Raw genomic sequence first — 12,711 nt, 5'->3', positions numbered from 1 at the left:
ATCACCGGCGGACCCGCACTCCGGAGGCCTCTCGCCTGCGGCCCGAAGCCTTCGGCGGACGGGCCGGCGGACGTGTCGGCAATGGTCGTTACCAGGCGCAAGCGCCCGCCGCATTCGCACACCGCCCCGGTGTGCCCGTGTCGAGAGCACGCCCCTGCGGCGTTCATGTACTCAGTCGGAGGACGCGCGATCCGAGGTTTGGAGACTTCGGCTGCCACTCCGTACACGTACTCAGCGAAGCGGTACGCGTACTCGTGCACGGACTGAGGGCACGCAGCGATGAAGTTGGGCCACGAGCGCTTGGACGTCTACGAGGAAGTGGCCGTGTACGAGTACGAGTACGGCGAAGAGGCCAGCTCGGCGGCGCCCGCGGATGGAGTGCCGAACCAGTTACGGCGCGCGCCGGCGGGCAGGTCAGCCTCGCGGCGGAAGCCACCGCGCGGATCCGCTCGCACGGCACCGGAGAACTGTCCAAACTGGCGCACCTTCCCCGGGTTCCCCGGGGGGCCGAGACTCAGCGTGCGCCGGCCCCAGGGCTGAAGGGAGGCAGTCAGCGCGTGCGCACCCGCATCGGGACTTGCGGACGATCGGTCGATCGAATACTGATCTGTCACATGGGTCATACGATAACGGTTCGTCTGCCGGAGGACCTTGCGACGTGGCTCGAGGATCTGTCGACCAGGACCGGCGTGCCGCAGGGGAAGATCGTGCGCGACCAGTTGGAAAAGGCGCGGGCGACCAGGGCGCAGCAGCGATTCATGCGTCTCGCGGGCGCCGCCAGCGGCCCGCGTGATCTGTCCTCCCGCAAGGGCTTCTCGCGCGCGTGAACGGGCTGGCGGACACCGGGTTCCTCGTTGCCTTCCTCAACCGCCACGACCGTCACCATACGTGGGCGGTCGGGTTGGCCGGGCAGGTAACCGACCCACTGCTAACGTGCGAGCCCGTGCTCGCCGAGACCGCTTTCCATGTGCGGAATGTCGCGCTCGTCCTCGACCTTGTCACGGCTGGTCTCGTCGCCCTGGCGTTCGACGTCAACGACCACCTCCCGCAACTGCGAGCCCTGGCCCGGCGCTACGCCGATCGTCAGCCCGACCTCGCCGACCTCTGCCTCGTCCGGATGAGCGAGATCCACCCCCGCCACAGCGTGCTGACGGTGGACCGGGCCGACTTCAGCGTGTTCCGCCGCAACAAGCGGGAGGTGATCCCGCTGATCTGCCCGCCGGAGAGGTGACGTCCACTCGACGGCCGCGGCGGGGAACCCCGGGGCTGTACTCGCGCGCGCACCTCCGGATCTCGTGGTGGCCCGGAACGCCCCGTCCCGCGCCTTGCGCCGGGTGAAGTGCTGCGCGCTACACCCCTCGAGCAGTCGCATGCTCGCCGCGGTCTCGCCCGCGCCCCGATCGCGCACCACGAGGCGGATGTGGTTGCAGGTCGCCGCGTAATCGAGCACGCAGAGCCCGTGGCGGATACGGGCCTCGTAGAGCCACCGCCGCCACACCCGGCGGTCACGGGCGAACCGCCGCAGGCTGCTCGTGTACCGAGGAGCATCCGCTCCGCACGATCGAGCGCTCCGCGAAGGTTCGGAGCCGGCCTCGGGCCAAGAAGGGGCATTGACCCGTCTACTGCTTAACAGTTTACGGTCCCTTGATGGCTGCAAGCGGGCAACAGAAAAGGAGAGCGACATGCAGAACGGAGTTGGAGTGGAGGCATGGATGGCGATGCTACGCGAAGTGGGACTGTCCGACGCGGACATGCAACGCTGGCACGCGATCTTCGAAGAGAAACATCCCGAACAGCACGCGAGCTTCCTTGAGTGGCTCGGCCTTCCGGTGGAAGACATAGCGGCCGTGCGCCGGCGCAGCCGGCAAAGGTGAGGAGCGGCGAGAGGCTCGCGCATGGGCCACTATCGCATCTCGGAGCTCGCCGCGTTGTTCGGGCTGTCGCGCAGCACACTACTATACTACGACCGAATCGGGCTCCTCCGGGCTTCCGGGCGCAACGTATCCGGGTACCGTACCTACGACGATCGCGATCGGCGCAGGCTGTCGCGAATCCGCATGTTCCGGCAGGCCGGTTTCGGCGTCCATGATGTCGGCGTGTTGTTGCGGTCCGAACACCGGCCGCCGGCACGGGTGCTCGAACGCCGCATGGCGGAGATCGACGAGGAGATCCAGGCGCTGCGCGCGCAGCAGCGCCTGTTGTCGAAGATGCTGGAGCAACTCGCCGTAAAGCCGCGCCGCGCCGTGGTCGACCGCACCGTCTGGACACAGATGTTGCGGGCTGCGGGCCTCGATCAGGACGGCATGCGCCGCTGGCACCGCGAGTTCGAAGCGCGCGCGCCCGAAGCCCATCACGAGTTCCTGCTCGCGTTGGGAATCGAAGAAGCGGATGCCCGAGCGATCCGGGCGTGGGCGAACGAGGGCGGGGCACAGCATGTCGGCCAGTCCGGGCGCAGGGGTGTGTAACGAAAGCACGAGCGGCAGTAGGGAAGGAGATCAACCATGACGTGGATCAAGGTCAGTTATTGGATCGGCGCCGTGGCGGACGCCGTCTGCGGGGTCGGGATGGTCTACCCGCCGATAATGGCGGCGTTTCTGGGAATCGACCCGGCTCCGTCAAGCGTCGAGGCGCGTGCCGCTCTCGGCATGGGGGCCGCCCTGATGTTCGGCTGGACGGCGCTGCTCGTGTGGAGCAGCCTGCAACCGATCGCGCGCCGCGGCGTTCTGTTCCTTACTGTCTGCCCGGTGATCGTCGGCCTGGCGGTGACCAACCTCTACACCTGGCTTGCGGGCTACACGACGACAGCCGGTTCGGTATCGGTCTGGATCTTCCAGAGCTTCCTCTGTGTCACGTTCCTGTCCGCGTACCTCAGGGCCGGCCGACTGGAGAGGGCCGACCCCCGCGCACGCGGGGGACACTGACGAAGCTCGGCCGACGTGCCACCCCGAGAGCCGCCACGATTACCCGGCGGTTGCGGCCGCGGCTTCGGCCTTTGCCCTGGTGTAGTGTTTGGCGAAGTGTTCCGGGCAGAGCCCGCGCCGGTCCTGGCGCTTGCGGCAGCCCTCTTCGTTGCAGGTCTTGTAGCGCGGTTTCGGCATCGCACCCTTGCGCCATTTGGCGTAGTGCCGGGGACAATACCCCTTTGCCTGTACCTCCTTCTCGCAGCCCTCGGCCTTGCACGTTCCCTTGTTCGCCATGTCTCCTCCGTCTGCCCGGGATTGGGTGGCCGCGACGATGCCGCGCACACCGAATCGGAATGCGGCATTCATACTAAGGCCGGGCCCGGCTTTCCAGCGCCGGCAGCCCGCCGGGATCGAGCCCGCACCCCGTCCCGGGTAAAGGGGGGCCCAGCGCGTTCTCCGGCCCGCCTTCAACTCCAGAACTCCGGCTTGGCCGAGCGCCGCAGCAGGTCGATCAGCGCTTGCGAGGCCGGTTTGTCGGCGTGGAGCATTAGGCGCACCTGTTCCGCAATCGGCATTTCAACGCCCGCCCGGGCGGCCAAAGCGCATACCGTGGTGCTGTTGCGCACCCCTTCGGCAACCATGGTCATCGAGGCGAGCACGTCGGTCAGCTTCTCGCCCTTGCCGAGGCGCAGGCCGACGGTGCGGTTGCGGCTGAGGTCGCCGGTGCACGTAAGCACCAGGTCGCCGACCCCCGAGAGACCGGAAACGGTCCGCGGGTCGCCGCCGAGCTTGCCCACGAGTCGCGCAATCTCCGCGACGCCGCGGGTAATCAGCGCGGCGCGGCTGCTATGACCGAGCCCGAGGCCGTCGCTGACGCCCGCGGCAATGGCAATGACGTTCTTGGCCGCCCCACCGATCTCGACGCCGACGATGTCGTCGACGGTGTAGACGCGAAAAGTCGGGGCTCTGAATACCGCCTGCACCGCTTCCGCCGTGCGCCGCTCGTAGGCTGCGGCGGTAACCGCCGTCGGCATGCCGGCGGCGACCTCGCGGGCAAAGCTCGGGCCCGATAGCGCCGCAATGCGGGCCTGCGACTCGGGCCCGCAAACGTCGAGCAGCACTTCCGACATTCGCGCCAGCGTTACGTCCTCGATCCCCTTCGAGGCGCTGACCAGATAGGGCGTTCCGGTGATGTGCGGGCGAACCCGTTCCATGACCGCACGCAGCGCATGCGACGGCGTGACGGCGAGCAGCAACTCGGCACCGCGCACGGCGGCCGGGATATCGCTGGTCGCCTGCAAGCGCGGCGGGAGCACGAAGTCAGGCAGGTAGGTCGGGTTTGTCCGGGTCCGGTGGATTGCCGCGCTCAGCTCGGGTTCACGACACCAGAGCACCACGTCGTGGTCGAGGTCGGCCAGCAGCTTGGCCAGGGCCGTTCCCCAGCTACCACCGCCGATGACGCCGATCCGCATCGCGAGATCCTCCCGCTGGCCGCTTCGCACATCTTGCGCGCGCAGGCAATGACGGCCGCTCACACGGCTGCGGTCGCCATGGCGACGGGTCAAACGAGACCCGTGCCTTGACCCGACCGGTGTGTCTACCCGACACTGCGGGCATGAGCATGCCCCGTGTGTTGACGATTGCCGGCTCCGACTCCGGCGGGGGGGCCGGGATCCAGGCCGACCTGAAGACGTTCACTGTCCTCGGCGTGTACGGCATGACGGCGATTACCGCGCTGACGGCGCAGAACACCTGCGGGGTGAGCGGCATCCATGCCGTTCCGCCGGAATTCGTGGGGCGGCAAATCGACGCGGTGGCGACGGACATCGGCGTCGACGCGGTAAAGACGGGCATGCTCGCGAATGCGGCGATCGTTGGGGCCGTGGCAAATGCGGTGCGTCGTCACGGTGTCGGGACGCTGGTGGTCGACCCGGTGATGGTGGCGGAGAGCGGGGCCGCCCTGCTCGACGGGGAGGCCCGCGCCGTTCTGCTCGACGAGCTCGTTCCGCTGGCCACCATAGTGACCCCGAACATTCACGAGGCCGGTGCGCTTACCGGCATCGAGATTAGTTCGGTAACCGATCTCGTCGAAGCCGCCCGTGCGCTGATTGCCCGCGGAGCCAGGGCTTGTTTGGTGAAGGGGGGCCACCTGCACGGAGACACGGCCGTCGACGTTTTCGCCGACGGCTGCGAGGTGCGGGAGCTGGTCGGCGAGCGTATCCCGTCGCGGCACACGCACGGCACCGGGTGTCAACTCTCGGCGGCGATCGCGGCTTTTCTGGCTCACGGGTTGACGCTTGGCCGGGCGGTCGAACGGGCCAAGGAGTTCATCGAGGCGGCGATCCGTGGTGGGCTGGCCATCGGCCACGGCGCCGGTCCGGCGAATCCCCTGGCCTGGTTGGCGCGGCGCCAGTAGGGGCACGTTGCGACGTGCCCCTACGCTGGCAGGTTGCGACGTGCCCCTACGCTGGCAGGTTGCGACGTGCCCCTACGCTGGCAGGTTGCGACGTGCCCCTACTTCCGGTGCGGGTCGGGTCAGCTCTGGAGTTTACCGAAGAACTTGCGGATGCGGGCCGCGTTGGCGCCCAGGTCGCTGCGGCCATCGCGAGACTTGGACCGCATCTGGACCAAGCTGCCCGTTCCGTCGGGGCGGACCTCGATGACGAAATCGTCCTTGAAGTGGAACCACTTCGAGGTGGCCACCCCTTCGAGGGTGTGCGTTGCCTGGTCGCTGCGGATCACTTCCCAATCGGGCATCTGCCGGGCTGCCGCGAGGACCTTCTGAAATGCGGCATCGGGCGGCATGTCGAGCGGGAGCCCCGCCAGATCGGTGTAGAACGCCCGTTGTTGGTCGGCGAAGGTCGGACCGGGGTAACGCATGTCGCGACCCTGGTTTGCCGGGATGGTGCCCGCAACGATGAACTGGGGCGGATTCGCCGTGTCGGTGGTGATGTCGTTGATGCGCGGCACGTCGCGCCCGGGCATGGCGATGACGGCGAACGTTCCGGTGACCAGGAGGCCGAGCACAAAGGCGGGGCCGGCGACGGTGAAACCGCGCCGCGCCGCGATCACCAGCGCAATCACGAACGTGAGAACCGCCAGCAGACCGCCGAGGGCAAACAGGACGAAGCCAGCCATGGGCGGGACGAGATCGGCCGTGCTCAGCAGTGGTCCGGCAAGGAAGCAGGCGACGCTGACCGCGCCAAGAATGAGTGCCGGTCTCGCTCCGCCCTCTGTGGTGTCCGCCATGCCTTTGTCCCTTCCGTCGCTCGTGTACGCCTGCCGGTGCGTATACGCAGTGGTCAGGGAACGGTCAATTGCGCGGGTGTCGCCGGGGCGGCCGGCGGTGCAATCGGAGCCGGGGGGTCCGGGCGTTGGCGACGCGGGCGGAGGCCGCTGCGTTCCGAGCATTGCGAGCGGCGGGCGGTGATGTTCTCAGGGGCGGGAAGCCGCCGCGCCGCCGGATTCGGGGGCAGGGTGGCTGCCGCATGGCGCGGCCTATGCAGGAGTTGCGTCCTGCAGGGGAGGGAGCCCCGATCATGGCAGCGACCGACCGGATTGCGCGGCAGATACGCGGTACGTCCCGCATGTTTCCCACCGATGCCCTGTTCTGGTACGCGGAGGAGGCCGCGCCGGCGTTCCGTCCCCTGGTGGCGGCGCTGATGATGCTCGATCGGCCGCCGGACCCGGACCGCCTGCGGGCGACCCTGCAGCGCTGGACGATAGTGGTTCCCCGCCTGCAACAGCGGGTTGTGGAAATGCCGCTATCGTTGGGGTTGCCCGAGTGGGAGGACGATCCGTATTTCGACCTGGACTACCATGCCCGGGAGGTGGTCCTGCCGGAGCCGGCAACCGACCGGCATCTGCTCGATTTTTGCGGGGCGGTGTTTGCCACGCCGCTCGATCACTTGCGGCCGCTATGGGAGGCGTATTTGATCGAGGGTTTGGAGGGGAACCGGGCGGCGTGTTTCTTCAAGATTCACCATGCAGTCATCGACGGGGTGGGGTCGGTGGCTGCGATCGAGGCGCTGACGCAGGCGCACCGCGCCGAGCCGGTACGGGTGCCGCGATGCGCGCCGCGGCGGCCGCCGCGGCCGGCCTCGACGCGGTTGTTGCGTCTCGGGCGCGACCTGGTCGGCAACGCGGCCGCCGGGGCTGGGGCGGCGGCGGGGGTGGCGTTGCGGGCGATGACGCATCCCGTCGAGGTTGCCGACCAGGCCGTGCGTGTGGCCCGCGGGTTGCGTGGCATGGCTGCGGACCTGATGAGTCCGGGCATCCACGATCCGCTGGCCGATGCGGCGACGGGGGTTGGACGACGGCTCGATGCCCTGACGTTACCGTTGCCGCGCCTGCGGCGGATCAAGGCTGCCCTGGGCATAACGTTGAACGATCTTGTTCTCGTGGCCGTATCGGGTGCCGTTGGGCGCTACCACGATCGCCGCCGCGTTCACGTCGACACGCTGAACTGCCTGGTGCCGATGAACCTCCGGCAGGACAGTGAGCGCGACGCGCTGGGGAACCGGGTGGGCATGTTGAACATTCCCCTGCCCGTGGGCGAACGCGATCCGATGCGGCGCATCGAAGCGATCTGTCGCCGCACGCAGGCAGCGAAGTCCGACCGGCGGGGCGCGGCGCTTCCTTTCCTGGTGCAGGCGCTGGCGATGGCGCCGTCGGCGGTCTACCGGCTGTTCGTGAGCGCGATCACGGCGAAGTTGAACCTCATTTGCACCAACGTGCCCGGCCCGGCGCAGGTGCGTTACTCTGCCGGGGCAAAGATCGAAGCCGTCTATCCGTTCGCCCCCGTTGTGGTGGGTGTGCCTCTGTCGATCGCGTTAATGTCGTACGGTGACGACTACGGGATCGGCATTGCCAGCGATCCGGCGGCGATTCCGGACCCGACGCGGCTGCACGAACACCTGAACGCGGAGATCGACGCCCTGGAGCGCTGCACCGCGCCGCGTCTGCACGCCGCGCCGGCCGCAACTAAGCGCCGGCCCCGCCGAGCGGCCCCTTAGTACTCCGGTTCATGAACTCGCCAACGTATTCTACATGATGCGACCCGCTCACCCTGATTCACGATTCCCGAGTCTGCGCCCACGGCGCGAAGAAATCAGATGGGGAGGGCGAGGCTCCCGCCGCGCCGCGCCGCTCTGATGACGGCTCGGCGGGAGCCTCGCCCTCCCGGAGGCGGCATCTCGAATAACCCAACCCATGCGCGGCGGTTCGGGCAGAGGCGGTTGTGTGGTATAGACCGCGACGCGCGGACGGGGACGCACAGGGTGCCGTCGACCGGGGGGGCCCGCCGCCGAGGCGGGAGAGACGTGTCGGACGATTTACGACGGCCACTGGAACCGCAAGATGCGGCGCCGCTTGCCACGACCGTGGAAGCGGCCGCAAGGGACCTCCTGGATCTCCTCGAAGGCATCGATGCCATCGTCTGGGAGGCCGACCCCGGCACGTTGGCCTTCACTTACGTTAGTCCCCGCGCCGAGCAGATTCTCGGCTACCCGGTCGCAGCCTGGGTGTCGGCACCCGACTTCTGGATCACTCACCTGCACCCCGAGGACCGACCCGTAACCCTCGCCACCTGCCGCGCCGCGATTGCCGCCGGCTGCGATCACGAAATCGAATACCGCATGCTCGCCGCCGATGGCCGCGCCGTTTGGGTCCACGACAGCGTTCGCATCGCTCTGGACGCTGCCGGCCGGCCGCATCATCTGCGCGGAATCATGACCGACGTGTCGGTCCGCAAACGGGCCGAGGACACCGCCGCCACGGTCCTCGAAATCGTACGGGAAATCGGCGGCAGTCTGGACCTCGAGCGCATCCTCGAACGCGTGCAGACCCGAACGGCAATGTTGCTCCCCTGCGATCGGGTCATCACGTACTATGCGGACTCGCGCCGCGGCGCGTTCGTAATGATCGGTGCACACGGGCTGCCGGCACGCCTTGTCGAAGCGGCGGCGGCCATGGAGTTCTTTCCCGGTGACCCCGCCATCGACCGGCTGGCCGCCGGCGAGTCGGTTACGATGACGGCGGCGGACGCCGACGGCCCGTTTACGCCGGCTCTGTTAAGGCAATTCGAGATCGGCGCGGTGGCCGCCGTGCCTCTGAGCGTGCGTGGCCGCGTGCTGGGCGCTTACGTGGCCGCGAACAACGCCGGCGGCCCGGGCTTCACGGCGGCCCAGGTCGGATTGCTCGAGAGTCTCGCGCGGCATCTCGCCGTCGCCTTCGAGACCACCGAACTGTACCGGGCCAAGGAGGAAGAAGCCGAAGTGGGAGCCGCCCTGGCCCGCGTCGGCCGGGAGATGATCTCGTCGCTCGACGCCCCTATCCTGCTCGAGCGGCTGTGCCAACTGACGACGCAGGTCCTCGACTGCGACTGCAGCCACACCCTCATGTGGCGCCCGGAGGCTCACGTCTTCGTGCCTGTGGCCATGTACGGGTATAGCCCCGAGGAATGGGCTACAGGGCAGGTGTTGCGCATACCCGGCACCTCCCTCGCCGGCGAAATCGAAGCGTTCCGCCATGCCGATGTGCTCCAGCAAACCCGACGCGATCTGCTGGACCCCGTCTTGCTCGGCTACGTCAATAAAATGGGACTCACGGTGGGCATGGTCATGGCGTTGCGGCGGGGGACAACGCTGATCGGCATGCACGTCGCCTGTTATCGCGGCCGCCGGGAACCGTTCGCACCCGCCCAGGAACGCATTGCCGGTGGGATTGCGCAGATCGCCTCCCTCGCTCTGGAGAACGCTCGGCTCGTTGAAGAACTGGGACGGGCGAGCCGCCTCAAGAGCGACTTCCTCGCCACCATGTCGCACGAGCTGCGAACGCCGCTGAACGCCATCGTCGGTTACACGAGCTTGCTGATCGACGGCGCCTACGGATCGCTGGCCGGCGAACAAGAGGACGTGCTGCGCCGCCTCGACAAGAGCGCCGGTGAGCTGCTCGAGCTGATCAACTCGACCCTCGATGTCAGTCGCCTCGAATCGGGGCGCATGCCGATGGACATTCAGGACGTTTCCGTGACCGGCCTGCTCCAGGAAGTCGACGCCGAAACCCGCGCCCTGCGCGAGAAGCCGGGCCTGAATTTCGTTTGGGACGTGCCGGCTCGCCTGCCGCGCCTGCGTACCGACCCGTTGAAGCTCAAAGTGATCCTGAAGAACCTCATCGGCAATGCCGTCAAGTTCACCGACTGCGGCAGCGTGCGCGTCGGCGCGCGCCGCGTCGACCGCGGCGTGATCGAGTTCTCGGTCACGGACACGGGAATCGGCATCGACCCCAGTGTCCGCAACGTGATCTTCGAGCCGTTCCGTCAGGCCGACAGCTCCGATTCGCGCCGGCACGGCGGCGTCGGGCTCGGCCTTTACGTTGTGCGCCGGCTCGTCGACAGCCTCGGCGGCGATCTGGCCCTCGAAAGCGCCGTGGGACAGGGCTCCACCTTCCGCGTCTCGGTTCCCAGCCGCAACAAGTGAACCGCGGCCACCCCCTTTGCCTTTGTCATGCCCGCGGATTAAGGGTACGGAGCAATACCCGCCGCGAGGAGCGTTCCCACATGATCGAATGGAGCGAGCAACACGTGATGATTCGCGACATGGTGCGGCGTTTCATCGGCACCGAGATCGAGCCGAATCTCGAAGCGCTGGAACACGGCGACCTGCCGCCCTACGACATCATGCGCAAGCTGGTGAACACCTTCGGGGTCGCCGAGGCGGCCCGCACCCGCTACGAGACGATGAAGCGCCGCGCTCGCAGCGGCGAGGAAACGCCGGCGACGCCGGATACCGGCGCGGCCAACGGCGGCGGCGACGCGGTGGCGATGCAGCTCATTCCGGTCATCGAGCTCTCCAAGTACTGCCCTGGGATTGTCACGGCCATGGGGGTCAGCATGAGCCTCACTGCCGGAGCGATAATGGCGAAGGGTACGTGGGCCCAGAAGGATCGCTGGGCACTGCCGCTGTTGACTCTGGAAAAGATCGGCGCGTGGGCGATCACCGAACCCGGGTCGGGCTCCGACGCCTTCGGAGCGATGAAGTCGGTGGCACGCCGGGACGGTGACCAGTACGTGCTCAACGGCCAGAAAACCTTCATTACCAACGGTCCGTACGCCGACACCATCGTGTTCATCTGCAAGCTCGATCAGGGCGAGGCCGACCCACGCGACCGCCAGGTCGTCAGCTTCATCCTCGACCGCGGCATGCCGGGCCTGCATCAGTCGAAGCCCCTCCGGAAGATGGGCATGCATTCGTCGCCGACTGGCGAACTGTTCCTCGAAGATGTCCGCTGCGGCCGCGACCGCCTGATGGGCGAAAGCGAAGCCGCGGCCGGAGGCCGCGAGGGAGCCAAGTCGACCTTCGGATCGGAGCGCTCCGGCGTCGTCGCGATGGCGTACGGGATTGTCGAGCGTTGCCTGCAGTTGTGTACAGAGTACGCCCGCACGCGCGTGCAGTTCGGCAAGCCGATCGGCGAGTTTCAACTCATCCAGCTCAAGCTGGCCAGGATGGCCGTGGCGCGCATGAACATGCAGAACATGCTGTTCCGCCAGATCGAGATGGCGTCGCGGGGCAAGCGGATGTCGTTCGCGGAGGCTTCGGCGAACAAGCTCTATGCCGCGCAGGCGACGATGGAGGTTTGTACCGAGGCGGTGCAGCTCTTCGGCGGCAACGGTTACATGGCGGAATACAAGGTGGAGCAGTTGTTCCGCGATGCCAGGGTGCTGCAGATCTACGGCGGTACCGACGAGATCCAGACGTCGCAAATCGCCCGCAGTTTGCTCGCGGGCGAGTTCTGAGGCCTCATTCGGTTTCCGGCGTCTCGATCGTGTCGTCGGACCGGTAGCCTGTCTCGTCGATCGAGGCCCCGGCCACCGTCGCTTCGGCTTCCGTATCGCCGTCGCCGGCGGACGCATCGAGCGCGCCGACGTAGCGGTCTTCGGGTCGCACAAACGGCCGTAGCGGTTCGCTGCCGTCGAGGATTTCCGGGGTGATGTACGCCTGACCGTCCGTGGAATCCCAGATCGCCGCCGCGGCTTCGGGGTCGCCGCCGATCATGAATCCGGTGAACCCGCCGGCCGCCGCCGTGAGGGTGGTCACGGCCAGGCGGACGGGGAAGTAGACGACGTTGACGGCAGCCGCGCCGAGACTGTAGCCGACGTCCTTGGCCTGGACGTGCGGGGGCTCGATTATCGGCGCCTGTGGGGCCGCCCACGCAGTCGTCGTACCCAATACCAACGCCGACAGAGCGGCGATCGCGACTCGTTTCATAGCCCGGTCCTCCTGAGTTACAGGGTACGACGAAAACGGGCCACTGTCACACGACACCTCTGCCCTTCAGGCAACGACCACTTCGGGCTCGACCGAGACGCTGGCTTGCAGGGAATTGGACACGAAACAGTTCTTTTCGGCGATCTTGATGAGGCGGTCGACCTTGTCGCGGGCGACATCCGGGCCGATAGTGACCGCGAGTTTAACCGCGACGCGGGTAATGACCGGGCCGCGTCCCTCGACTTTTTCGAGCGTTCCGCTTGCCGATGCCGAACACGCCTTGAGGGGAACCTTCGAGTTGGCGGCCACGGCCAGCAACGTCAGCAGAACGCATGTGTTAACCGCGGCAACGCAAAGGTGTTCCGGCGACCAGACGTCGTCGGTGCCGCCGAACTCGGGCGGCGCACCGAACTCGATCGTGTGCCGATTCGGGGCCGACACGGTACCGCGTCGATCGGCGGTCCACTCGGCGCGCGTTTCGTAATGGTGCACCAGGTCTGCCATGCAGGTTCTCCTCCCGACCCCAGCCTATCCCGAGTCCC

14 protein-coding genes are annotated in these 12,711 nt (G+C 67.5%); 9 read left to right on the top strand and 5 right to left on the bottom strand.

Translation table 11 applies throughout. The annotated features are described in order from the left end of the window. Positions 1-614 precede the first annotated feature (614 nt). The 5 genes from L6Q96_19175 to L6Q96_19155 all read left to right on the top strand — a co-directional run bounded on the left by L6Q96_19175 (position 615) and on the right by L6Q96_19155 (position 2,921). Positions 615-827, top strand: coding sequence for a ribbon-helix-helix domain-containing protein (locus tag L6Q96_19175; GenBank protein MCK6556675.1), 213 nt, complete (start codon positions 615-617; stop codon positions 825-827). Then, positions 824-1,231: a pilus assembly protein gene (locus L6Q96_19170; GenBank protein ID MCK6556674.1), complete on the top strand. Its 408-nt coding sequence runs from the start codon at positions 824-826 to the stop codon at positions 1,229-1,231. Before L6Q96_19175 ends, L6Q96_19170 begins: the two co-directional genes overlap by 4 nt. Before the next feature lie 451 nt (positions 1,232-1,682). Beyond that, a complete protein-coding gene (locus tag L6Q96_19165) occupies positions 1,683-1,874 on the top strand; it encodes a hypothetical protein (protein MCK6556673.1) in 192 nt (63 codons plus the stop codon). 21 nt (positions 1,875-1,895) lie between these two features. Beyond that, positions 1,896-2,465 carry a MerR family transcriptional regulator gene (locus tag L6Q96_19160; protein MCK6556672.1) on the top strand — a complete coding sequence of 190 codons (570 nt, stop codon included), beginning with the start codon at positions 1,896-1,898 and terminating at the stop codon, positions 2,463-2,465. A gap of 36 nt (positions 2,466-2,501) precedes the next feature. Beyond that, positions 2,502-2,921 (top strand): hypothetical protein, encoded by a 420-nt coding sequence (locus tag L6Q96_19155; protein ID MCK6556671.1) that lies wholly within the window; start codon positions 2,502-2,504, stop codon positions 2,919-2,921. Between the two features lie 39 nt (positions 2,922-2,960). Here L6Q96_19155 and L6Q96_19150 read toward each other — a convergent pair whose 3' ends face one another. Together L6Q96_19150 and L6Q96_19145 are read right to left on the bottom strand one after the other, a co-directional pair. Next, positions 2,961-3,197 carry a vegetative protein gene (locus L6Q96_19150; protein MCK6556670.1) on the bottom strand — a complete coding sequence of 79 codons (237 nt, stop codon included), beginning with the start codon at positions 3,195-3,197 and terminating at the stop codon, positions 2,961-2,963. Between the two features lie 173 nt (positions 3,198-3,370). Beyond that, complete coding sequence (locus L6Q96_19145; GenBank protein ID MCK6556669.1) at positions 3,371-4,375, bottom strand: NAD(P)-dependent glycerol-3-phosphate dehydrogenase; 1,005 nt, start codon at positions 4,373-4,375, stop codon at positions 3,371-3,373. 143 nt (positions 4,376-4,518) lie between these two features. Between L6Q96_19145 and thiD the strand changes: the two genes are divergently transcribed. Next, on the top strand, positions 4,519-5,319 hold the full coding sequence (thiD, locus tag L6Q96_19140) for a bifunctional hydroxymethylpyrimidine kinase/phosphomethylpyrimidine kinase (GenBank protein MCK6556668.1): 801 nt from the start codon (positions 4,519-4,521) through the stop codon (positions 5,317-5,319). A 119-nt stretch (positions 5,320-5,438) separates the two neighbouring features. Here the strand turns inward: thiD and L6Q96_19135 are convergent, their stop codons facing one another. Then, complete coding sequence (locus tag L6Q96_19135) at positions 5,439-6,152, bottom strand: DUF1499 domain-containing protein (protein MCK6556667.1); 714 nt, start codon at positions 6,150-6,152, stop codon at positions 5,439-5,441. Between the two features lie 290 nt (positions 6,153-6,442). Here L6Q96_19135 and L6Q96_19130 point away from each other — a divergent pair, with 290 nt between their 5' ends. The 3 genes from L6Q96_19130 to L6Q96_19120 all read left to right on the top strand — a co-directional run bounded on the left by L6Q96_19130 (position 6,443) and on the right by L6Q96_19120 (position 11,697). After that, on the top strand, positions 6,443-7,918 hold the full coding sequence (locus tag L6Q96_19130) for a wax ester/triacylglycerol synthase family O-acyltransferase (GenBank protein MCK6556666.1): 1,476 nt from the start codon (positions 6,443-6,445) through the stop codon (positions 7,916-7,918). 306 nt (positions 7,919-8,224) lie between these two features. After that, on the top strand, positions 8,225-10,381 hold the full coding sequence (locus tag L6Q96_19125) for an ATP-binding protein (protein MCK6556665.1): 2,157 nt from the start codon (positions 8,225-8,227) through the stop codon (positions 10,379-10,381). 80 nt (positions 10,382-10,461) lie between these two features. After that, complete coding sequence (locus L6Q96_19120; GenBank protein MCK6556664.1) at positions 10,462-11,697, top strand: acyl-CoA dehydrogenase family protein; 1,236 nt, start codon at positions 10,462-10,464, stop codon at positions 11,695-11,697. Positions 11,698-11,701: 4 nt separating this feature from the next. Here the strand turns inward: L6Q96_19120 and L6Q96_19115 are convergent, their stop codons facing one another. Together L6Q96_19115 and L6Q96_19110 are read right to left on the bottom strand one after the other, a co-directional pair. Then, entirely contained in the window at positions 11,702-12,169 is a 468-nt protein-coding gene (locus L6Q96_19115; protein ID MCK6556663.1) for a hypothetical protein, read from the bottom strand. Between the two features lie 66 nt (positions 12,170-12,235). After that, a complete protein-coding gene (locus tag L6Q96_19110; protein ID MCK6556662.1) occupies positions 12,236-12,673 on the bottom strand; it encodes an OsmC family protein in 438 nt (145 codons plus the stop codon). Positions 12,674-12,711: the final 38 nt, after the last annotated feature.

This window comes from Candidatus Binatia bacterium (assembly GCA_023150935.1).
In the GTDB taxonomy this organism is placed as follows: Bacteria; Desulfobacterota; Binatia; order HRBIN30; family HRBIN30; genus JAKLJW01.
Note: the sequence above shows the minus strand (reverse complement) of the source record. Positions and strands in the feature narration are given on the sequence as shown.